Here is a 20,135-nt window from a genome sequence, read left to right on the forward strand (position 1 = left end):
CCCGGGCGGCGTGGGAGCTGCGGAAACGGAGGTGCTGGCGTGCGTCAGCCCGGCGGTCCGGGTCGTACCAGGCCGGTCTCGTAGGCGAGGACCACGGCCTGGACGCGGTCCCGCAGGCCCAGCTTGGTGAGCACGGCGGACATGTGGGTCTTCACCGTGGCGGTGCTGACGTGCAGTCGGGCGGCGATCTCGGCGTTGGACAGCGCCTGCGCGGCCAGCACGAGCACCTCCGTCTCCCGGGCGGTCAGCGCGGCGAGGCGCCGGGGCGCCCGCGGGTCGGCGGGGAGCCGGTCGACGTACCGGTCGAGCAGCCGGCGGGTCACCGTCGGGGCCAGCAGGGCGTCGCCGCGGGCCACGACCCGTACCGCCTCGGCGAGGTCGGCGGGCCGGGTGTCCTTGAGCAGGAAGGCGCTGGCGCCGGCGCGCAGCGCGGCGAACACCGGTTCGTCCAGGTCGAAGGTGGTGAGCATGATGACCCGGGCGGGGTTTCCCCGCGCCACCAGGTCCCGGGTGGCCTCGATGCCGTCGCGGCGGGGCATCCGCACGTCCATCAGCACCACGTCGGGGCGGTGCCGCTCCGCCAGGGCGACCGCCTCCACGCCGTCGGCGGCTTCGCCCACCACGGTCAGGTCCGGCCGCGCCTCGATGATCATGGCAAGGCCGGCGCGGATCAGGTCCTGGTCGTCGGCGATGAGCACCCGGATCGTCACCGGACCTCCCGCACGGGGAGCCGGGCCCGGACCCGGAACCCGCCCGCCGGCAGCGGGCCGGCCTCCAACGTGCCGCCCAGCAGCCGGGCCCGCTCGCGCATGCCGACGACGCCGCGGCCCAGCCCCGTGGTCGACCGGCGGTGCGGGCCCGGGCCGTCGTCGACGACCTCCACCCGCAGATCGCCGTCGTCGTGGCGGACGGTGACGTCGACCCGGCGGGCCCGGCCGTGCCGCAGGACGTTCGTCAGCGACTCCTGCACGATTCGGTACGCCGACAGCTCCACCCCGTCGGGCAGGGCGCCGCCGACGCCGGCGCGGTCGACGGTGACCTGCACCCCGGCCGCCCGGACCGCCTCGACGAGGGTGTCGAGCTGGGCCAGGCCGGGCTGTGGCCGGTTCGGTTCGGCCCCGTCGTCGTACGCGCTGAGCGCCTGGAGCATCGCGCGCAGCTCGGTCAGCGCGGAGCGGGCGGCTTCCTGGATCGATCCGAGCGCGGCGCGCGCCTGGTCCGGCCGCAGCTCCAGCACGTCCTCGGCGGCGGCGGCCTGCACGGCGATGACCGCCACATGATGCGCCACCACGTCGTGCAGCTCGCGGGAGATCCGGGCGCGCTCGGCCACGGCGACCTGCCGGCGCAGCGCGTCGCGGCGCTCGGCGTGGCCGCGCTGCACCTCGCCCAGCGCCCAGGCCGCGACGAGGCCGGCCAGCGCCAGCAGCAGGTCCTGCCCGCCGCCGTCGATCAGCTTCCAGGGTGTGCCGGCGGCCAGCAGCCCCAGCGCCGCCAGGGACACCCGTGGCGGGCCCAGCCGCGCCAGGTAGGCCAGCGGCGCGGCCACCAGGCCCAGCCAGCCGAGCTGCGGGCAGAGGACTTCCAGGCCGATGCCCGCGACCGTCGCCACCGCCAGCGCCGCCACGGGCCGCCGGCGGATCCACAGCAGGCAGCTAGCCTGCGCGGCGGCCAGCCCCCACGCCGCCACGAGGCCACCGCCGGACTGCACGACGGCGGCGACGGGCAGCGACACGGCGAGGACGACGAGGGCGAGACCGGCGTCGACCAGCAGAAGGACGGTGGGGCGGGACCAGCGGTACATGCCCGGAATGGTAGGCGGGCCCGACGCCGGGCTCATCGGCCGTGAGACGGAGATCCGGCCGTCCCCCCGCCCGGAGACGGAGCGCCGAACCGTTCCCGCAGCCGATCCGCGCGGGACGCGGCCCCGCCTACCGTGCTGGAGAACGCAGAACACCGGGCGGCGCACGCCGACACCCGGCCCACCACGGGAGGCGCAACGCGATGATCACCGACACGACCGGCCGGCCGGCCACCACCGCGTCCTGCGTGGCGGCCCGGCGCCGGATCCGGGCCCTGGCCGTCCTCGCCGCGACGGCGGCCACCCACACCGTCTGGTACGCCGCCACGGGACCGGCCGGCATCGACGTCGAGGTCCGGTCGGGCACCGGGCCGCAGCCGTTGGCTCCGGGGGCCGTGGCTGCCGCCACGCTGCTGGCCGGCCTCGCCGGCTGGGCGCTGCTCGCCCTGCTGGAGCGCCGGACCCGGCGGGCACGTGGACTGTGGACGGCGGTCGCGGTCGCGGTCCTGCTGCTCTCGCTGGCCGGGCCGGTGACCGAGGGCGTCGGAACGGCCGCGACGGTGACGCTGCTGGCCCTGCACCTCGTGGCCGGGGCCGTCCTGATCCCGGTGCTCGGCCGCGGCGGCACCCGGCGCCCCTGACCGCCCCGGCGTCCACTGTCCGGCCCGACACCGCCGGGCCGGACAGTGGGTGGGTGCCCGGACCGGAGCCGGCCGGCGTTATGCCCCTGGCAGAGCATGCCGGGCCCACCCACCCTGCCGGTCCAGACTGGAGGTGACGCCCGGCCGGGACGGCCGGGCCCGACCCGGGGGAGGCGCCGTGGCGATGATCGACCAGGTGCGGGGGCCGGCCGACTGGCGGGCCGACCAGTTCGCCGACGGCGGGCGGTGGCGGCTCACGGTCGACGACGCCCAGCGCGCCGAGCTGCGGGCCGCCGTCGCCGCCGTGGACGCCGCCGGCGTACCCCTCGACGGGTTGTCCCGGGCCGACTTCCCGCTGCCGGCCCTCGGCCCGGAGCTGGCCCGGCTGGCCGCCGAGGTGACCGGCGGCTGCGGCGTCGCGATGGTGCGGGGTCTGCCCGTCGCCGGGCTGACCGAACGCGGGTGCGAACTGCTCGCCCTCGGCGTCGCCGCCCACGTCGGCCGGCTCGTCCCGCAGGGGCCCGACGGCGCGATCCTGCGGCACGTCCGCGACCGGGGGGCCGACCCCGACCGGCCGACCACCCGCAGCTACGAGCACCGTCGTGGCATCGGGTACCACGCCGACCCGACCGACGTCGTCGCGCTACTCTGCGTCCGGCCGGCCCGCAGCGGCGGGCTCAGCACGGTCGTCAGCTCGGTGGCGGTGCACAACGAGGTCGTGCGCACCCGCCCCGACCTGGCCCGGCTGCTCTACCAGCCGTGGTGGTACGACCGGCGCACCGGCGACGGACCGGACAGCTTCGCCCAGCAACCGGTGTACGCCCGCGACGGTGACCGCCTCGCCGCCCGCTACGGGCCGGACTACATCCGCTCGGCCCAGCGGGGCGCGCACGTGCCGCCGCTGACCCCGGCGCAGCGGGAGGCGATGGACGTCCTGGACCGGCTGCACGCCGACCCTCGGTTCTCACTCGGCATGGACCTGCGGGCCGGGGACATGCAGTTCCTCGACAACGGCGTCGTGGTGCACGCGCGCACCGCGTACGAGGATCATCCCGAGCCGGAGCGGCGCCGCGAGCTGATCCGGCTCTGGCTGGACGCGGGCCGACGCTGACCCGCCCGGCTCAGCCGGCGGGCAGCGGATTTGGACACCGGCGCGACCGGTTCAACGGCTACCTCCAGCAGGCGGTCACTCGCCCGTGCGGCCGTCGATCAGCTCGCGGACGACGTCGAGGTGCCCGGCGTGCCGCGCGTACTCCTGCAGCACGTGGAACAGGATCGCGGCCAGCGTCGGCCGGGCGGCCGGGTCGGTGAACCGCCCACCAAGGGCGGCCGGCGCGTCCAGCGCGGCGTCCCCGACGATGCTCCTGGTCCGCGCCCCGCCGTGGCGCAACGCGGCCACCACGTCGACCACCGTCTCGTCGGGGCCGACGTGCCAGCGCCCGTCCACCTGGTCGCCCCACGGGTCGGGCACCGGCTCGCCGAGGAACCCCCACACCAGCCAGCGGCGCTCCATGAACGTCAGGTGCCGGATCAGCTCGACCGGCGTCCAGCCCGACGGCACCCGCACCGACCGGGCCTGCGCGTCGGTCAGCCCGGCGAGCCGGTCGGCCACGGCCTCCCGGTAGAAGTCCAGGTAGGTGAGGAAGAAGGCGGGCACGTCCGACGACGGCCCCGGCTCCGGCAGCAGCAGGCTCATGGCCGGGAGTATGGGCCACCGGCCGGCCACCGCGGGCGGCGTCCCCCCGGTGACCGGCCGGCGGCGCGGCGCTGGTCCCCGGCGGTGGCGGCGACGAAAATCCCCTCGACCCCGGCGGTACGGTGGGACGATGATCGAGATCCGGACCGAACGGCTGGTGCTGCGGGGCTGGCGGGACAGCGACCTGGCGCCGTGGGCGGCGATGAACGCCGACCCGCAGGTGCGCGAGTTCCTCGGCCCGCCGCTGACCGCCGAGGAGTCCGCCGCGTCCGCCCGCCGCTTCCAGGCCGACCTCGACGCCAAGGGCTACGGCTTCTGGGCCGTCGAGGTCCGCGACACCGGCGAGTTCGTCGGCTTCGTCGGCCTCGACGACGTCGACGAGGGGATGCCGCTCACCGGCGTGGAGGTCGGCTGGCGGTTGGCCCGCCCCGCCTGGGGCCACGGCTACGCCACCGAGGGCGCCCACGCCGCCCTGCGCCACGGCTTCGACGACCTCGGGCTGCCCGAGATCGTCGCGATCACCGCCGCCGGTAACGTGCGCTCCCAGGCGGTGATGCGGCGCCTCGGCATGACCACCGACTCGGGTGAGGACTTCGACGACCCCGAGGTCGAGTCGGGCCCGCTGCGCCGCAGCGTGCTGTACCGCCGGCGCGCAGACTCCTGACCCACGGCAGGCCGGGTCAGCCGCGCAGACGGGCCTGGAGCGTGTACGTCTGCGGCAGCCGCCAGGGCCGGTCGGCGAGCCGCCACTCGCCGGGCCCGGCGCGTTCCGTCCGCCCCGGCAGGGCGTCCCACGGTGCGCTGTCGTGCTCGGCGAGCATGGTCAGCTCGAACCCCGCGTCCAGCAGGGCGGTGACGACCTCGCCGAGCCCGTGGTTCCACTCGTGGGTCACGTTGTGCGTGAACGTCTCCTCGGTCGTCACGTACGTCCCCTGGGCCTGGAACACCGTCGGCTCCGGCCGCTCGAAGTACGGGAACTCGACGGTGAGCAGCCCGTCGGGGCGGGCGTCGTCGACCGTGAACAGCATCGGGTGGCCCTCACGCAGGAACAGCCGCCCGCCGGGGCGCAGCAGCGCGGCGACCACCGACGCCCAGCGGCGGATGTCCGGCAGCCAGCACAACGCCCCGATACCCGTGTAGACGAGGTCGAAGCCGCCCGGCTCCAGGGCCTCCGCCGCGTCGTACACGTCGGCCTCGACGAAGTCGACCGCCGCGCCGGTGTCGGCGGCGAGGCGGCGGGCCTCGGTCAGCGCGGTGGGGGAGAAGTCCAGCCCGGTCATCCGGGCCCCCAGGCGGTGCAGCGACACGGTGTCGGTGCCGATGTGGCACTGCAGGTGCACCCCGCGTAGGCCGGTGAGGTCGCCCAGGCGCGGCTGGTCGAAGCGGACCACCTCGCTGAGGTGCCCGGGGTCGGCGAGGAACCGGTCCAGGGCGTAGTCCGGCGACTTGGCGTGGGCGGGCGCCCGGTCGTCCCAGCTGGCCCGGTTGATGTTGCGGTAGTCCGTCACGGCGCGACGGTCCCACACCTGCAGCTCCGGGTTCAACGGGAATTCAGGGGGCGGTGGCGGCCTCCGGCCCGTGCCACAATCATGATCATGGACACGGGGATCGCCACTGCGGACGTCGCGGGCACCTGGACGTTGGGCGACCTGACCGTCAACCGGGTCGGCTTCGGCGCGATGCGGCTCACCAGCACCGCCGACGGCCGGCCCAGCGACCGGGACCGGGCGATAGCGGTGCTGCGCCGGGCCGTCGAGCTGGGCGTCAACCACATCGACACCGCCGCCTTCTACTTCTCGCCGCTGCGCTCCGCGAACGAGCTGATCAACGCTGCCCTCGCGCCGTACCCCGACGACCTGGTCATCGCCACCAAGGTCGGGCCGGGCAAGGACCCGTCCGGGCAGTGGCTGCCGCTGGCCCGGCCGGACGAGCTGCGCGGCCAGGTCGAGGAGAACCTGCGTCAGCTCGGCCGCGACCACCTCGACCTGGTCAACCTGCGCCAGGCCGGCCTGGAGTCGGTCGCCGAGCACGTCGGCGCGCTCGCCGAGCTGCGCGACGCCGGCCTGATCCGGCACCTCGGCATCTCCAACGTCCGCCCGCACCACCTGCCCCAGGCGCAGGCCGTCGCCCCCGTGGTCTGCGTGCAGAACGCGTACGGCCTCGGCTTCCGGCCCCGCCACGACCAGTTCGTCCGCGACTGCGCCGCGCAGGACGTGGCGTACGTGCCGTTCTTCTCCATCGCCACCACGGGCCGGGAGGCCGGCGCGGGCGGCGACGAGGACCCGGAGGTCCGCGCGGTCGCCGCCGCCCACGGGGTGTCCACCGCCCAGCTGCGGATCGCCTGGGCGCTGCACCGCAGCCCGAACATGCTGGCCATCCCCGGCACCGGCAACCCCGAGCATCTGGTCGCCAACGTCGCCGCCGGGGCGCTGCGGCTCACCGCCGAGGACCTGGCCCGGCTGGAGGCCGTGCACCAGCGCGGCGAGTGACGCCCCCCGACCGGTGGTCGCCCGTCGGTGCCGCACCCGGCCGGGCGGTGTGACAGCGTGTCGGGGTGAACGATTCCGCGCCGGTCGCCGTCGACATTGCCCTGGTCGGCGGCGGCGGTGCCGGGTCCCTCGTGCTGGCCGCCCTGGGCCGGCACGGCGTGCGGGGGCTGCGGGTCGCGGTCGTCGACCCGGTGCGCAGGCGCGGCCAGGACCGCACCTGGGCGTTCTGGGGCCGCCCCGGCGCAGACCTGGACCCGCTGCTCAGCGCGAGCTGGGACCAGGTCGAGGTGACCACCCCGGCCCGCCGCCGGGTGCTCGACCTCACCCCGCTGCGGTACGCCATGCTGCGCTCCGCCCCGGTCTATGCCCGGGCCGCCGAGGCCGAGCGGCACCTCGGGGCGAGGCGGATCGACGCGGCGGTGACCGGCCTGGACGACGACGGCGCCGGGGTGCTGGTCCGGGGCGCCGACGGGGTCCCGCTGGTCCGGGCGTCCTGGGTGCTCGACTCCCGCCCCCGCCCGCCGGCCCGGCCCGGCCGCACGTCCTGGTTGCAGCACTTCCGTGGCTGGTGGGTGGAGTCCGGCGGGCCGCTGTTCGACCCCGCCCGGGCGGTGCTGATGGACTTCCGCACCCCGCAGCCCGGGCGGGGCGTCTCCTTCGGCTACGTGCTGCCGGTCAGCGACCGGTACGCGTTGGTCGAGTACACCGAGTTCTCCCCGGACCGGCTCACCGACGACGGGTACGACCGGGCGCTGCGCGGCTACCTCGGCCGGCTCGGCCTGGACCCGGCCGCGCTGACGGTGCGGGAGGTGGAGGACGGGGTGATTCCGATGACCGACGCCCCGTTCCCGCGTCGCCCCTCGCCCCGGGTGGTCCGTCTCGGCACGGCCGGCGGCGCCACCCGCCCCTCCACCGGGTTCACCTTCTCCGCCATGCTGCGCCAGGCCGACCAGGTGGCCCGCGCGTTGGCCGCCGGCCGGCCGCCGGTGCCCGCGCCCGCGTACCCCCGGCGGCACCTGTGGATGGACGCGGTCGCGCTGCGGGCCCTGGACACCGGCCGGGTCGGCGGCCCGCAGTTCTTCGACCGGCTGTTCGACCGCAACCCCGCCGAGCGGGTGCTGCGTTTCCTCGACGGCGACACCTCGCCGGGGGAGGACCTGGCGGTGATGCGGTCCAGCCCACTGCTGGCGATGACCTCTGCCGTCGTCGGCGACGCCGCCGGGCGGCTTCGTGGCCGGCTGCGCCGCCCCGCCGGCTGACCCGTCGCGGGGGGCCGGGGTCGGGTCAGCCGACGCGCGCGGCGACCGCGTCGCGGATCGTGACGCGCAGCCGCTCCAGCGGGTCGCCGTCGCCGACCGCGAGCCGGTTGCGCGTCGCCGCCACGGTGAGCCCCAGGTCCGGGTACGCGAAGGACAGGCTGCCTCCGCTGCCGGGGCGCGGGGCGTACCCGGTAGGTTGCGGGCATGGTGGACGTGGCGGCCGACAGGGTCGTGGAGATCTGGACCGACGGGGCGTGCAGTGGCAACCCGGGCCCGGGCGGCTGGGGCGCACTGCTGCGCTACGGCACCCACGAGCGGGAGCTGTGTGGCGGGGAGGCGACGCCGACGACCAACAACCGGATGGAGCTGATGGCCGCGATCCAGGCGTTGGAGAGCCTGACCCGGCCGGTCACCGTGCGGCTGCACACCGACAGCACGTACGTGCGCAACGGCATCACCAGCTGGCTGGCGGGTTGGAAGCGCAACGGCTGGTTGACGGCGGCGAAGCAGCCGGTCAAGAACGCCGACCTGTGGCAGCGGCTGGAGGCCGCCTGCGCCCGGCACCAGATGACCTGGCTGTGGGTGAAGGGGCACAACGGCCATCCCGAGAACGAGCGGGCCGACGCCCTGGCCAACCGGGGGATGACCGAGGCTCGGACGGTGACCGCGACCCGGTGAGGTCATGCGGCCTTGTGTCGATCTGCATCGATAGGTAACGTTGCGGATCGATTGCGTCACTCACAGTTGTCACGGGAGGTGTCCGCGTGACCGCGACCGCCGCTACCGACCTGCCCCTCTGGCCGCCGACCAACCCCGACCACGGCCCGTTCGCCCTGCTCGACGAGGAGGAGCGCGGTCGCCTGGACGAGCCCGTGACCCGGGTCCGGCTGCCGACCGGCACCACCGCCTGGCTCGTCACCCGGCACGCCGACGTGCGTCAGCTGCTGCGCCACCCCGCCTTCAGCGCCAATTTCGAGAAGCAGGGCTTCCCGCTGCTGCGTCCGTTTCCGCCCCAGTCCGAGCTGGACCGTCAGGGCACCTTCATCCGGATGGACGGCGACGTGCACACCCGGCTGCGCCGGATGCTCACCGCCGAATTCATGATCAAGAATGTTCGGCGGATCGAGCCGCTGATCGAGCAGACCGTCGACGAGGCCCTCGACGACCTCCAGGCCGCCGGTCCGCCCGCCGACCTGGTCGAGGCGTTCGCCCTGCCGGTGCCCTCGATGGTGATCTGCCACCTGCTCGGCGTCCCGTACGCCGACCACGGCTTCTTCCAGGCCCGCAGCCGCACCCTGCTCGACCGCACCGCGCCCGTGCAGCGGCTCCGCACCGAGGTCCGGGAGCTGCGGGCCTACCTGCGCGAGTTGGTCCTCGCCCGGCACGCCGACGCGGGCGCTCCCACCGACCTGATCGGCCGGCTGGTCCGCGACCGGGTGTCCACCGGCCAGCTCTCCGTCGACGAACTGGTCGGCATGGCGCTGCTGTTGCTCGTCGCCGGCCACGAGACCACGGCCAACATGATCGGCCTGAGCACCCTGCTGCTGCTGCGCGAGCCGGGAGGCCTCGACGCGCTGCGCGAGCATCCGGACCGGGCCCCCGCGCTGGTCGAGGAGCTGCTGCGTTACCTCAGCGTGGTCCGCACCGGCCTGCCCAGGCTGGCCCTGGAGGATGTCGAGATCGGCGGCCGGCTGATCCGGGCGGGGGAGGGCGTGATCGCCGTGCTGTCGCTGGCCAACCGCGACCCGGAGGTCTTCGGGGTCGCCGACGAGTTCGATCCCTACCAGCAGGCGCACCAGCACCTGGCCTTCGGCTTCGGGGTGCACCAGTGCATCGGTCAGCCACTGGCCCGCGCCGAGCTGCGGATCGCTCTGGTCGAGCTGGCCCGCCGCTTCCCCGGCCTGCGCAGCACCGTGACGCCGGAGCAGGTGTCCACCCGCGAGACGTCGGTCGTGTTCGGCCTCAACAGCCTGCCGGTGACGTGGTGACCGGGGGCGGCACGCTACGGATCGAGGTGGACCGGGACCGCTGCTGCGGGTCGGGCAACTGCGTGCTCGCCGCGCCCGAGGTCTTCGACCAGGACGAAGCCGACGGCTTGGTGCTCCTGCTTCGCCCCGCCCCGCCCCCGGAGGCGGCCGACCGGGTCCGCCGCGCCGCCGACCTCTGCCCGGCCGGCGCCATCCGCCTCACCTGACCTGGTTGATCAAGAGGTTTGCGTCGGCCTGGGCTGCGGACCGACGCAGACCTCTTGATCACCGGACGCTGCGGCACCGGGGTGGGGGGTCAGGTTTCGCGGGTGGGGTCGGTGGTGCCGGAGACGGCGTCGACGTCGTAACCGGCGCGGCTGGTCTCCCGTGCGGGGCGGGCGTTCTCGGCCGGCAGGTCGGCGAAGTCGTCCCCGGTGTCCTCGGTCGTGCGCAGCGACTCGCCCGGCGGTCGCAGGGACGCCTCGTAGGCGGTCGCGCCGTCGGGCTCGTCGCTGCTGGCTCGGTCGAAGCGTTCCTCACTGGTCATGCCGCAGTCCTGCCCGCCCCGGCCGGCGGCAAACGTCCCCCGGCCGCCCGCACCGCCCAATCTCCTCGTCGTCGAACCACGCCGGGGTGCTCCGGTGGAACTCGTCGTGGGCCGCGCTCCGATCGCCCAGCGGGTTTCAGCCATGCTGCTCCGGTCCGCGTCGCGCGTCCGGCGACTGCCCGCTCAGGTGACTTCCACCGGCCGGCGCTCCGGTTCGTCGGCCCGGCTCGTCACCGGCGGCGCCCGCCGCCCGCCGGACCGCCGCCGGTGCGGTGGGTTTCGCGGGGCTGCCGTGTTGCGGCGGGGCGGCGGACCGGGGTGACCGGCAGGGACCAGTGCGCCGGCCGGGCCAGTGCCGGCGGCAACCCGGTCCGGTGGTCACCGCGGGCCGCGTCGGCCTGCGACTGGTGCAGGAACAGCGCGCGCCGCAGGTCCGCCCCGCGCAGGTCGGCGCCGCGCAGGTCCGCACCGGTGAGGTCGGCGAGGGAGAGGTCCACGTCGCGCAGGTCCGCGCCGAGCAGGACGGCGCCGCGCAGGTTCGCCCCGACCAGGTCGACCCGCCGCAGGTCGGCGGCGACCAGTACGGCCCCCCGACGGTCGAGCCCGGCCCGGTCGCCCCGGGCCAGCTCGCCGGCCCGGGACAGCAGCGGGTTCACCCGCCCCCGGTGCGCGTCGACGTCCAGCCCGAGCAGCTCCCGCGGGCTGCCGGCCGTGAGCCGCCGGGTCTGCGCCACCGCGACGCCCAACTCCTCGCGCAGCGGGCCGGGCGGGGTCAGCGCGACCGCCTCGGTCAGGTACCACAGCAGCTCGTGCAGCGGACGCATGACCGCGAACGTGTCGAACATCCGCGCCGCGGTGTCCGGGGCGGACCGCCAGTCCCGACCGGCGAAGGTGACCTGGGCGACCTGCTGTCCCGCTCCGAAGCAGTCGAAGACGGTGCATCCGGGGAAGCCACTGGCCCGCAGGTCCCGGTGGATGCCGCAGCGGAAGTCGCCGCCCAGGTTCGGGCACGGCCGCCCGGCCGGCTTGTCGACGGCGAAGTCCGCCGACGCGGCGAAGGCGGGCGCCACGCAGCACAGCCCGAAGCACCGGGAGCAGTCCGCCCGCAGGTCGCCGCCGGTGGACGGCGACGGCGTGGGCTGGGACGTTCCGGACACGGTGGGTGTTCTCCTACGGGGCTGACGCGCCCGGGGTGCTCCCTCGGGTTCCCCCATTGTCCTGCCGTCCCCCGTGACCGCGGGCCGGGGGTGCCGGCGGTCACGGGGGACGGCAGGCCGCTCCCCGGTGGCCGGGTCGACGTCCTCCTGTCCGATCATCGGGGTGGCGGTCTCGCCTGTGGCGGGTTGCCCCACCGTCCGGGCCGCCGACGTCGAACCGCCCCCGCCGCCGGGCGGGGCAGGTGTGGCCGGCCGCAGGGCGGGTAGCCGCCGCCCATGGAGCTGGTCGAGGAGTCGCCGTTCCGGTTCCGGATCGACCGGCGCGACCCGATGCGGGTGCCCGGCGTCGTCTTCGCCTCCCGTGCGCTGCTTCCCGACGTCGGCGCGGACCGGTCTCTGGAACAGGTGGCGAACGTCGCCACCCTGCCCGGCATCGTCGACGCCTCGTACGCGATGCCCGACGTGCACTGGGGGTACGGCTTCCCGATCGGTGGCGTCGCCGCCACCGATGTCGCCGGGGGCGGGGTGGTGTCCCCGGGCGGCGTCGGTTTCGACATCTCCTGCGGGGTGCGGTTGCTCGCCGCCGACCTGGACCGGGCCGACCTGCCCCGGCTGCGCGACGCGCTGATGGACGGCCTCGACGCGGCGGTCCCGCGCGGCATGGGCCGGGGCGCGGTGTGGCACCTGGCCGACCGGTCCGAGCTCGACGCGGTGCTGCGCGGCGGCTCCCGCTACGCCGTGGAACGCGGCCACGGCGTGCCGCGTGACCTGGACCGGTGCGAGGATTTCGGCGTGGTCGACGACGCCGACCCGGCCCAGGTCAGCGAGCGGGCCGTGCAGCGCGGCCAGGGGCAGGTGGGCAGCCTCGGCTCGGGCAACCACTTCCTGGAGGTGCAGGCGGTCGACGCGATACACGACGAGGCGGTGGCGGCGGCGTTCGGGCTGCGCGCCGGCCAAATCGTCGTGATGATCCACTGCGGGTCGCGCGGGCTGGGCCACCAGATCTGCACCGACCACGTCCGGGCGATGGAGCAGACGATGCCCCGGCACGGCATCGAGGTGCCGGACCGGCAGCTCGCCTGCGCCCCGGTCGACTCCGCGCAGGGGCGGGCCTACCTCGGGGCGATGGCCGCCGCCGCGAACTACGCCCGGGCCAACCGGCAGCTGCTCACCTCCGCCGCCCGCCGGGTGTTCCGGCGGGTCACCGGCAGCGGGCTCGACCTGGTGTACGACGTCTCACACAACCTCGCCAAGGTCGAGACGCACGGGGTGGACGGCGTCGACCGGCGGCTCTGCGTACACCGCAAGGGCGCCACCCGCGCCCTGCCGCCCGGGCATCCCGACCTCCCCGCCGACCTGCGCGCCGCCGGTCAGCCGGTGCTCATTCCCGGCTCGATGGGCACCGCCTCGTACGTGCTCACCGGGGTGGCCGGCGGCCCGGCGTTCGCGTCCACCTGCCACGGCGCGGGCCGGGTCCGCAGCCGCAGCCAGGCCATGAAGACGGTGCGGGGGCAGGAGCTGCGCCGGGAGCTGGAGGATCGGGGCATCGCGGTGCGCGGGGCGTCCTGGCGGGGGCTGGCCGAGGAGACGCCGGAGGCGTACAAGGACGTCACGGCCGTGGTGGACGTCGCCGAGCGGGCGGGCTTGTGCCGCCGGGTGGCCCGGCTGGTGCCGCTGGGCGTGGTCAAGGGCTGACCCGCGGGCCCGGTCCTCCCGGATTGGCGGGTCACACGTCCAGGGTCACCGCGCAGGACCAGCCCGCCTCGTCCCGGCCGAAGCGCAGCCCGTGCAGCGACACGGCCTTCGGCACCGCGCCGCCCGGCTCCGCCGCGTCGGCGGCCACGACCCGCCAGCGCACCCGCAGGCCACCGCCGGGGCCGGCGGTCACGTTCGTCGCGACCGGCAGCACCCCCTCGGTCTCCAGCCGGAAGATCACCTCGTCGAGGACGGCCACCAGCAGGTCCCCGTTGTCACCCGCCGGGACGTCGAACGTCACCTCGGCGCCCTCGCCCGCGCCGGTGGTGTCGGCGAAGGTCTCCACCATCGCCGACACCGCCTCGGCCACGCAGCCCTCCCGGTCCGGCGACCAGGCCTCGATCCGCACGTCGGCGGTGTGCGGTACGGCCCGGTGGCCCCGCCCCGGTCCTCGTTGCATGCCCCGATCATCCGGGCCCCGGCGGCTCTCCGCCGGGGAAACCGGGTGCGCCCGTCAGGCCGTTGTGGTCGCCCGTCGGACCTCCTGCACCAGCCACCCGTTGCCGTCGGGGTCGCTGAACGACAGGTAGGAGGCGTAGTCGCGCCGCTGCGGGTCCGGGCCTGGGACCCGCACGCCACCCTCCTCGAAGTGGAAGATCTCGCTCGCCGGCAGTCCGCGCGTCAGCAGCTGCTCGCGCGCCGCGTCGAGGTCGGTCACCACCAGGTGCAGGCCGCTGACACCACCCGCTCCGTCCGGGTCGCGCATCAGCGCGATCGAACACGCCGACCCCGGCGGGGTGAGCTGCACGACCCGGAAGTCCTCACCGGAGCGGATGTCGACGTCCAGCCGGAACCCGGCGCGCTCCAGGTAGAACTCCTTGGCCCGGTCCACGTCGGACACCGGCACCACGACGAGTTCGAGCGTGAAGTCCATGTTCCAGCCCCCTGGCCTCGATGAGCGGTTCTGTCCGGTACGGCGGCGGCTCGGCCGTCAAGCCCTCGGGACCTCGGCGATCTCGGCTGCCCTTGAGGCGAATCGTGCCGGCTCGGGTGCGGCCGCGGCACCCTCCGGTTGGTCGTACCCGGGTCAGCCGTCGAACCCGACCACGCCGCCGTGGGCCTCCGACGTTCCGCCTGCCTCCCGGCCGGAAGGCGCCTCAGCCGGCCGGGGGCACCGCGCCCCGGTAGACGCTGGTGAGCCAGACGTCGAGCAGGACGTCCACCACGTCCCGCTCCGCGACGGCCGGCCCGTCGGCGGCGAAGGTGGCGTACCAGACCCGCTCGTTCATCGAGGTCAGCGCGATCGCCAGGTCCCGGGCCGGCAGGCCGTCCGGGGCCGCGCCGCGCCGTCGCTCCGCCACCACGGCGGCCTCGACGGCCTGCACCCAGCGCTCCAGCACCGCGGCCCACAGCCGGCGCACCTCGGCGTTGGTGCCGCGCACCTCGGCGCAGGCCCGCACCACCGCGCGGTGCGCGCCGAACGTCTCGTGGAACCGGTGGATCAGCTCCCGCCACCGGGCCCGCGGGTCCTCGGCCAGCCGGACCAGCACGTCACCGGCCGCCGCGTCGGCCTCCTCGGTGACCCGGTCCAGCAGGGTGAGCAGCACCGCGTCCTTCGACGGGAAGTAGAAGTAGAACGTCGGCCGGGAGATGCCCGCGCCCCGGGCCAGGTCGTCGACGGAGATCTCACCGAACGGCCGCTGGGCGAGCAGGCGCTCGGCGGTGGCCAGGATGGCCAACTGCCGGTCGTCCCCGGTCGAGCGGGCCGCCCGCCGGCCCCGCCCCCCGGGCGTACGGGCGGTGGCGGTCATGAGCGCAGATGCTACTACCTCGACACCGTGTCGATTCCACTCGACAGCGTGTTGACCGACGTCGACGGCGCTGGATAGGGTCCGATCCACCACCCCTGCGACGGGAGACGCGCGATGGCCTCCGACCACGTCGACGTGTTGATCGTCGGCGCCGGCCTCTCCGGCGTCGGTGCCGCCTGCCACCTGCGCCGTAACCGCCCCGACAGGACGTACGCGGTGCTGGAGGCGCGCGGCGCGATCGGCGGCACCTGGGACCTGTTCCGCTACCCGGGCATCCGGTCGGACTCGGACATGTTCACCCTCGGCTACTCGTTCAAGCCGTGGACCAACCCGCTGGCCATCGCCGACGGCGACTCGATCCGCGACTACGTCCGCGAGACGGCCCACGAGTACGGCGTCGACGAGCACATCCGCTTCCACCACCGGGTGCTCGCCGCCGAGTGGGACAGCGCGAGCGCCCGCTGGACGGTGCGCGCCCACCGCGACGACACCGGCGAGGACGTCACCCTCACCTGCGCGTTCCTGTTCACCTGCTCCGGCTACTACCGCTACGACACCGGCTACACCCCGGACCTTCCCGGCGCGCGGGCGTACCCGGGGCGGCTGGTGCACCCGCAGCACTGGCCCGCCGACCTCGACCACACCGGCAAGCGGGTGGTGGTGATCGGCAGCGGCGCGACCGCGGTGACCCTGGTGCCGGCCCTGGCCGAGCGGGCCGCCCACGTCACCATGCTCCAGCGCTCACCGACGTACGTGATCGCGTTGCCCTCGCGCGACGCCCTCGCCGACGCGCTGCGCCGCTTCCTGCCCGCGAAGGCCGCCTACCCGGTGGTGCGGTGGAAGAACGTGCTGTTCGGCACGGCCACCTTCCAGCTCAGCCGCCGCGCACCGAAGCTGGTGAAGCGGTTCCTGCGGCGGGCGGCGAGGGGGCGGCTGCCCGCCGGCTACGACGTCGACCGGCACTTCTCGCCCCGCTACGACCCGTGGGACCAGCGGCTGTGCGTGGTCCCCGACGGCGACCTGTTCACCGCCCTCGGGCAGGGCCGGGCCTCGGTGGTCACCGACCGGATCGAGACCCTCACCGCCACCGGCCTGCGGCTCGCCTCCGGCGCGGAGCTGACCGCCGACGTCGTGGTCACCGCCACCGGCCTCAACCTGCTCGTCCTCGGCGGCATGACGATCACCGTGGACGGCGAGCGGGTCGACCTCGCGCGGACGGTGGCGTACAAGGGCATGATGCTCTCCGGAGTGCCGAACTTCGCGATGACCATCGGCTACACCAACGCCTCCTGGACGCTCAAGGCCGACCTGGTCGCCACCTACGTCTGCCGGCTGCTCACCCACCTCGACGCCACCGGCCAGCAGGTCGTCACCCCGCTCGCCCCCGCCTCGGGCGACCTGGAGCCGCTGATCGACCTGAAGTCCGGGTACGTGCTGCGCAGCGTCGACGCGTTGCCCAAGCAGGGCGCGGCGACGCCGTGGCGGCTGCACCAGAACTACGCCCGGGACGTGTTGCTGATGCGGCACGGCCGGCTCACCGACGCCGGGGTGCGCTTCTCCCGCGCGGGCGAGGCGGCCAGCACCGGCCGGCGGGACCCCGCCGGCACCCCCGCCGGCTGACCGGACCCCGCCGACCGAGCAGAGGAGACCGACGTGCGCAGGTTCGACTTCGCGGCCGGGACGGCCGTGGTCACCGGGGCGGCCAGCGGCATCGGCGAGGCCCTCGCCCACGGCCTGGCCCGGCGCGGCGCCGACCTGGTCCTGCTCGACCGGGACGCCGACCGGCTCGCCGCCGTGGTGGCCGCGATCCGGGCGGACCACCCCGACCGGCCGGTCACCACCCACCTGGTGGACCTCGCCGACGCCGCCGCGACCACCACGGTGGCCGAGGAGATCCGCCGGCGCCACCCCCGGGTGCGGCTGCTGGTCAACAATGCCGGCGTCGCCCTGGGCGGCCGGTTCGACCAGGTCACCCTCGACGAGTTCGGCTGGGTGGTCGACGTCAACTTCCGGGCCGTGGTGCGGCTGACCCACGCCCTGCTGCCCGCCCTGAAGGCCGAGCCCGGCGCCCACCTGGTCAACGTGTCCAGCCTGTTCGGGCTCATCGCCCCCGCCGGGCAGACCGCGTACGCGGCGAGCAAGTTCGCCGTCCGCGGCTTCACCGAGGCGCTGCGCCACGAGTTGGTCGACGACGGCATCGGGGTGACCTCCGTGCACCCGGGCGGCATCCGCACCCGCATCGCGCAGAGCGCCCGGGTCGGCAGCGGCGTGCCCGCCGAGGAGTTCGAGGCCGGCCGCCGGCAGTTCGAGAAGCTGCTCTCCATCGACCCCGCCGTCGCCGCCGAGGTCATCCTGCGCGGCGTCGAGCGCCGCCGGGCCCGGGTGCTGATCGGCTGGTCGGCGAAGCTGCCGGACCTGCTGGCCCGGCTCGCCCCCGCCTCGTACGGGCGGGTCATCGCCCTCGCCCTCAGCCGCTCCCCCCGGCCGGCCGCCGCCGCACCCCCGCACCCACGTCCGACCGGGCCGCCCACCGCCCCGGCGCCGGCGGACGGCCCCGGGGAGCCGGCGTGACCGGGCCGGACAGCCGGAAGGGGCAGCCGGCGTGACCGGGCCGGCCGACACGACCCTCACCGTCCGGGGGCGGGCGGTCCGCTGCCGGGTGGCCGGGCAGGGCCCGCCGGTGGTGCTGCTGCACGGCATCGGCCGCACCCTCGCCGACTTCGCCGAGCAGCAGGACCTGCTCGCCCGCGACCACCGGGTCGTCAGCCTCGACCTGGCCGGGCACGGTGGCTCCGCACCGCTGGACGAGCCGCACACCCTGCCGGCGCTGGCCCGGGCCACCGCCGACTGCCTCGACGCCCTCGGCGTCGACCGCCCCGCCCACCTGGTCGGCAACTCCCTCGGCGGGGCGGTCGCGATGCGGCTGGCCGTCGACGACCCGGCCCGCGCGGCCAGCCTGGTCCTGGTCAACAGCGCCGGCTTCGGCGCGGAGGTGACGATCGCGCTGCGCCTGCTGGCACTGCGACCGCTCGGCCGGCTGCTGCTGCTGCGGCCGAGCCGGGCCGTGATCCGGCGCACCGAGCGGGCCCTGTTCCACGACCGGCGGCACGTCACGCAGGCGCGCCTCGCCGAGGCCCTCGCGGCGGCCCGCCGACCGCACGCCGCCCGGGTGATGCTGGAGCTCGTCGGCAGCCTCGGCACGTTCCGCGGAGTCGCCCCCGGGTGGCGCGCCGAACTGCTCGACGCCGTGGCCCGGCTGGACCTGCCCATCCTGGTGGTCTGGGGCGACCACGACCTGATCCTGCCCGCCGCGCACCTCGCCGCCGCCCGCGCCCGGCTGCCCCTGGCCCGCGCCCACCTGTTCGCCGACACCGGCCACCTGCCGCAGGTCGAGCGGGCCGAGGAGTTCCACCGGCTGGTCACCGACTTCTGGGCCGACCACCCCGCGCACGGCTGAGGGCGGTCAGGGCGGGCTGCCGCCGCGCTTGTCCTCCTGGGCCAGCACCGCCTCCCGCACCTGCGGGTCCTCGCGCTCGGCCAGCTCCGCGGCGAGCCGCGGATCGCCGGCCAGCCGCCCCCGGTTGCGGTGCAGAAAGGCGTCGAACCCCCCGGTGTACGGGCAGGCCAGGTCGCCGAGCACGGCGTCCGGCCGGTACCGGCAGCCGCCGCAGTAGTCGCTGAGCTCGTCGATGTACCGGCCGTCGACCGCGTACGGGCGGGTGTCCACCCGGCCCAGGTCGGCGTACCGGCTCATGCCGACCACCGTCGCGTTCATCACCCAGTCGGCGCCGTCGACGAAGCACCCCTTGAACCAGTCCACCAGCTCCGCCGGCCGCCAGCCGCGCTGCAACGCGTAGTTGCTGAGCACCAGCAGCCGCTGTGAGTGGTGCGCCCAGGCCCCGTCCCGCACCCCGGCCAGCACGTCGGCCAGGCAGCGGGCCTCGACCGCGTCGGCGTCCAGGTCGGCGAACCAGCCGGGCAGCGGCTCGGTCGCGGCCAGCCAGTTGCCGCCCCGGAACGCGGGCTCGAAGTACCAGTAGAGCTGCCAGAGGAACTCCCGCCAGCCGAGCAGCCCTCGGATGAACGGCTCCACCGCCGACAGCGACGCGGTCCCGTCACGCCACGCGCCCTCGGCCGCCCGGATCGCCTCCGCCGGGTCGAGCAGCCCCAGGTTGAACGACGACGACAGCACGCTGTGCGCCAGCATCGGGTCGCCGACGCTCATCACCTTCTGGTAGCGGCCATGGTCGGGCAGCCGGTGCCGGACGAAGTGCCGCAGCCGGGCGTCGGCCTCGGCGTACGTGGCGGGGTAGCGGCGCGGCCCGTCCCGGCCGACGAACCGCATCCCCTCCTTCTCCCACCGGTCCAGATCGTCGCGCACCTCCGCGTCGATCTCGTCCTCCGTGATCGGCGGGGGAGCGGGGGCGACCGTGCCGCCGGAGCGCCGGGGCCGGCGCGGCACCCGCCCCGGCGGGCCGTCCAGCACCCGGTGCTCACTGCGGGCCCAGCGGTAGAACTCGGCCATCCGCAACGGCCCCCGCCGGTACGCGTCCGCCCAGGCGGTGAAGTCGTCGCGGCTGGTGAGGAAGCCCCGGGGCGGCAGGATCGTCAGCCCCGGCACGGAGCGGGCGAAGGCCAGACCCGCCCGCGACGGCGGGTGGCACACCTCGACGGGCCCGTCGACCTGGGCCAGGGCCTCCCGGAACGTCCCGGCCCGCACCAGCAGCGCCCGGTCGCCCAGCTCTGCGGCCCGGTGGCGCAACGCGGACAGGATCAGGTGGGCCTTCTGCCGGTGCAGGGGGCGCTGCCGGAACAGCTCCCGGGCCTCCACGAGCAGCACCGGCTGCGCCCCGTCGTCGAGGAAGTGCGGCCCGAGTTGATCGGCGAGCAGCCATCGGCGCGAAGACATGCGTCGATTCTGCCCAGTGCGGCGGGGCGTCGCCCGCCGTGCCGGCGTGTCCCGGGAGTGGCGCACGCCACACAGCATCCCTTTCCTGCCAGGCGGCGACCGGGCCGCGGTGGCGCGACCCGGGCCGGCAGCCGGCGATGATGCCGCCAAGGGCCCACCCGCGGGT

General features: G+C 75.6%; 22 protein-coding genes. 12 read left to right on the forward strand and 10 right to left on the reverse strand.

Going from position 1 to position 20,135, the window contains the following annotated elements; translation table 11 throughout:
* Window positions 1–44: 44 nt before the first annotated feature.
* Window positions 45–710: a response regulator gene (locus OG559_RS27420; protein ID WP_405108893.1), complete on the reverse strand. Its 666-nt coding sequence runs from the start codon at window positions 708–710 to the stop codon at window positions 45–47.
* A complete protein-coding gene (locus OG559_RS27425) occupies window positions 707–1,801 on the reverse strand; it encodes a sensor histidine kinase (RefSeq protein WP_405108896.1) in 1,095 nt (364 codons plus the stop codon). Before OG559_RS27425 ends, OG559_RS27420 begins: the two co-directional genes overlap by 4 nt.
* Before the next feature lie 200 nt (window positions 1,802–2,001).
* Between OG559_RS27425 and OG559_RS27430 the strand changes: the two genes are divergently transcribed.
* A complete protein-coding gene (locus OG559_RS27430) occupies window positions 2,002–2,439 on the forward strand; it encodes a DUF6069 family protein (protein ID WP_405108899.1) in 438 nt (145 codons plus the stop codon).
* 184 nt (window positions 2,440–2,623) lie between these two features.
* Window positions 2,624–3,550, forward strand: a complete 927-nt coding sequence (locus OG559_RS27435; protein WP_405117018.1) for a TauD/TfdA family dioxygenase — start codon at window positions 2,624–2,626, stop codon at window positions 3,548–3,550.
* 75 nt (window positions 3,551–3,625) lie between these two features.
* Here the strand turns inward: OG559_RS27435 and OG559_RS27440 are convergent, their stop codons facing one another.
* Window positions 3,626–4,135: a DinB family protein gene (locus OG559_RS27440; protein WP_405108902.1), complete on the reverse strand. Its 510-nt coding sequence runs from the start codon at window positions 4,133–4,135 to the stop codon at window positions 3,626–3,628.
* A gap of 130 nt (window positions 4,136–4,265) precedes the next feature.
* Here OG559_RS27440 and OG559_RS27445 point away from each other — a divergent pair, with 130 nt between their 5' ends.
* On the forward strand, window positions 4,266–4,799 hold the full coding sequence (locus tag OG559_RS27445) for a GNAT family N-acetyltransferase (protein ID WP_405108905.1): 534 nt from the start codon (window positions 4,266–4,268) through the stop codon (window positions 4,797–4,799).
* Between the two features lie 16 nt (window positions 4,800–4,815).
* Here OG559_RS27445 and OG559_RS27450 read toward each other — a convergent pair whose 3' ends face one another.
* Window positions 4,816–5,643 carry a class I SAM-dependent methyltransferase gene (locus tag OG559_RS27450; RefSeq protein WP_405108908.1) on the reverse strand — a complete coding sequence of 276 codons (828 nt, stop codon included), beginning with the start codon at window positions 5,641–5,643 and terminating at the stop codon, window positions 4,816–4,818.
* Between the two features lie 87 nt (window positions 5,644–5,730).
* Here OG559_RS27450 and OG559_RS27455 point away from each other — a divergent pair, with 87 nt between their 5' ends.
* The 5 genes from OG559_RS27455 (at window position 5,731) to OG559_RS27475 (ending at window position 10,077) form a co-directional block, all read left to right on the forward strand.
* Window positions 5,731–6,624: an aldo/keto reductase gene (locus OG559_RS27455; protein ID WP_405108911.1), complete on the forward strand. Its 894-nt coding sequence runs from the start codon at window positions 5,731–5,733 to the stop codon at window positions 6,622–6,624.
* Window positions 6,625–6,689: 65 nt separating this feature from the next.
* Window positions 6,690–7,883, forward strand: a complete 1,194-nt coding sequence (locus OG559_RS27460) for a lycopene cyclase family protein (RefSeq protein ID WP_405108913.1) — start codon at window positions 6,690–6,692, stop codon at window positions 7,881–7,883.
* A gap of 204 nt (window positions 7,884–8,087) precedes the next feature.
* Window positions 8,088–8,561: a ribonuclease HI gene (gene rnhA / locus OG559_RS27465; RefSeq protein WP_405108916.1), complete on the forward strand. Its 474-nt coding sequence runs from the start codon at window positions 8,088–8,090 to the stop codon at window positions 8,559–8,561.
* A gap of 86 nt (window positions 8,562–8,647) precedes the next feature.
* A complete protein-coding gene (locus OG559_RS27470; RefSeq protein WP_405108919.1) occupies window positions 8,648–9,871 on the forward strand; it encodes a cytochrome P450 in 1,224 nt (407 codons plus the stop codon).
* Window positions 9,865–10,077, forward strand: coding sequence for a ferredoxin (locus OG559_RS27475; RefSeq protein ID WP_405108922.1), 213 nt, complete (start codon window positions 9,865–9,867; stop codon window positions 10,075–10,077). The genes OG559_RS27470 and OG559_RS27475 overlap by 7 nt, the downstream gene beginning before the upstream one ends.
* A gap of 89 nt (window positions 10,078–10,166) precedes the next feature.
* On the opposite strand, the gene OG559_RS27480 is transcribed toward OG559_RS27475, so the two are convergent.
* Window positions 10,167–10,397, reverse strand: coding sequence for a hypothetical protein (locus tag OG559_RS27480; RefSeq protein WP_396674185.1), 231 nt, complete (start codon window positions 10,395–10,397; stop codon window positions 10,167–10,169).
* Between the two features lie 230 nt (window positions 10,398–10,627).
* Window positions 10,628–11,554, reverse strand: a complete 927-nt coding sequence (locus OG559_RS27485; RefSeq protein WP_405108925.1) for a pentapeptide repeat-containing protein — start codon at window positions 11,552–11,554, stop codon at window positions 10,628–10,630.
* 276 nt (window positions 11,555–11,830) lie between these two features.
* Here OG559_RS27485 and OG559_RS27490 point away from each other — a divergent pair, with 276 nt between their 5' ends.
* Window positions 11,831–13,249 carry an RtcB family protein gene (locus OG559_RS27490; protein WP_405108928.1) on the forward strand — a complete coding sequence of 473 codons (1,419 nt, stop codon included), beginning with the start codon at window positions 11,831–11,833 and terminating at the stop codon, window positions 13,247–13,249.
* Window positions 13,250–13,280: 31 nt separating this feature from the next.
* On the opposite strand, the gene OG559_RS27495 is transcribed toward OG559_RS27490, so the two are convergent.
* The 3 genes from OG559_RS27495 to OG559_RS27505 all read right to left on the reverse strand — a co-directional run bounded on the left by OG559_RS27495 (window position 13,281) and on the right by OG559_RS27505 (window position 15,060).
* Window positions 13,281–13,709 (reverse strand): archease, encoded by a 429-nt coding sequence (locus OG559_RS27495; protein ID WP_405108931.1) that lies wholly within the window; start codon window positions 13,707–13,709, stop codon window positions 13,281–13,283.
* Between the two features lie 54 nt (window positions 13,710–13,763).
* A complete protein-coding gene (locus OG559_RS27500; protein ID WP_405108934.1) occupies window positions 13,764–14,183 on the reverse strand; it encodes a VOC family protein in 420 nt (139 codons plus the stop codon).
* A 223-nt stretch (window positions 14,184–14,406) separates the two neighbouring features.
* Window positions 14,407–15,060 (reverse strand): TetR/AcrR family transcriptional regulator, encoded by a 654-nt coding sequence (locus tag OG559_RS27505; protein WP_405108937.1) that lies wholly within the window; start codon window positions 15,058–15,060, stop codon window positions 14,407–14,409.
* Between the two features lie 114 nt (window positions 15,061–15,174).
* Between OG559_RS27505 and OG559_RS27510 the strand changes: the two genes are divergently transcribed.
* Genes OG559_RS27510 through OG559_RS27520 form a run of 3 tightly spaced genes read left to right on the forward strand, consistent with a single transcriptional unit; the run spans window position 15,175 to window position 18,517 of the window.
* The gene (locus OG559_RS27510; RefSeq protein WP_405108940.1) at window positions 15,175–16,680 is read left to right on the forward strand and encodes a flavin-containing monooxygenase; all 1,506 of its coding nucleotides are present in this window, start codon (window positions 15,175–15,177) and stop codon (window positions 16,678–16,680) included.
* Between the two features lie 33 nt (window positions 16,681–16,713).
* Window positions 16,714–17,631, forward strand: a complete 918-nt coding sequence (locus OG559_RS27515; RefSeq protein ID WP_405108943.1) for an SDR family NAD(P)-dependent oxidoreductase — start codon at window positions 16,714–16,716, stop codon at window positions 17,629–17,631.
* 31 nt (window positions 17,632–17,662) lie between these two features.
* Window positions 17,663–18,517, forward strand: a complete 855-nt coding sequence (locus OG559_RS27520) for an alpha/beta fold hydrolase (RefSeq protein ID WP_405108946.1) — start codon at window positions 17,663–17,665, stop codon at window positions 18,515–18,517.
* 6 nt (window positions 18,518–18,523) lie between these two features.
* On the opposite strand, the gene OG559_RS27525 is transcribed toward OG559_RS27520, so the two are convergent.
* Window positions 18,524–19,969 carry a cryptochrome/photolyase family protein gene (locus OG559_RS27525; RefSeq protein ID WP_405108949.1) on the reverse strand — a complete coding sequence of 482 codons (1,446 nt, stop codon included), beginning with the start codon at window positions 19,967–19,969 and terminating at the stop codon, window positions 18,524–18,526.
* Window positions 19,970–20,135 lie beyond the last annotated feature (166 nt).

The organism is Micromonospora sp. NBC_01405, assembly GCF_045040155.1.
GTDB lineage: Bacteria > Actinomycetota > Actinomycetes > Mycobacteriales > Micromonosporaceae > Micromonospora.

Excerpts from the sequence above, each read along its gene's own strand:
- rnhA (WP_405108916.1), top strand. The coding sequence starts at position 8,088 with ATGGTGGACGTGGCGGCCGACAGGGTCGTGGAGATCTGGACCGACGGG.
- OG559_RS27445 (WP_405108905.1), top strand. The coding sequence starts at position 4,266 with ATGATCGAGATCCGGACCGAACGGCTGGTGCTGCGGGGCTGGCGGGAC.
- OG559_RS27495 (WP_405108931.1), bottom strand. The coding sequence starts at position 13,709 with ATGCAACGAGGACCGGGGCGGGGCCACCGGGCCGTACCGCACACCGCC.
- OG559_RS27430 (WP_405108899.1), top strand. The coding sequence starts at position 2,002 with ATGATCACCGACACGACCGGCCGGCCGGCCACCACCGCGTCCTGCGTG.
- OG559_RS27525 (WP_405108949.1), bottom strand. The coding sequence starts at position 19,969 with ATGTCTTCGCGCCGATGGCTGCTCGCCGATCAACTCGGGCCGCACTTC.
- OG559_RS27425 (WP_405108896.1), bottom strand. The coding sequence starts at position 1,801 with ATGTACCGCTGGTCCCGCCCCACCGTCCTTCTGCTGGTCGACGCCGGT.
- OG559_RS27440 (WP_405108902.1), bottom strand. The coding sequence starts at position 4,135 with ATGAGCCTGCTGCTGCCGGAGCCGGGGCCGTCGTCGGACGTGCCCGCC.
- OG559_RS27435 (WP_405117018.1), top strand. The coding sequence starts at position 2,624 with ATGATCGACCAGGTGCGGGGGCCGGCCGACTGGCGGGCCGACCAGTTC.
- OG559_RS27500 (WP_405108934.1), bottom strand. The coding sequence starts at position 14,183 with ATGGACTTCACGCTCGAACTCGTCGTGGTGCCGGTGTCCGACGTGGAC.
- OG559_RS27490 (WP_405108928.1), top strand. The coding sequence starts at position 11,831 with ATGGAGCTGGTCGAGGAGTCGCCGTTCCGGTTCCGGATCGACCGGCGC.
- OG559_RS27505 (WP_405108937.1), bottom strand. The coding sequence starts at position 15,060 with ATGACCGCCACCGCCCGTACGCCCGGGGGGCGGGGCCGGCGGGCGGCC.
- OG559_RS27480 (WP_396674185.1), bottom strand. The coding sequence starts at position 10,397 with ATGACCAGTGAGGAACGCTTCGACCGAGCCAGCAGCGACGAGCCCGAC.
- OG559_RS27455 (WP_405108911.1), top strand. The coding sequence starts at position 5,731 with ATGGACACGGGGATCGCCACTGCGGACGTCGCGGGCACCTGGACGTTG.
- OG559_RS27510 (WP_405108940.1), top strand. The coding sequence starts at position 15,175 with ATGGCCTCCGACCACGTCGACGTGTTGATCGTCGGCGCCGGCCTCTCC.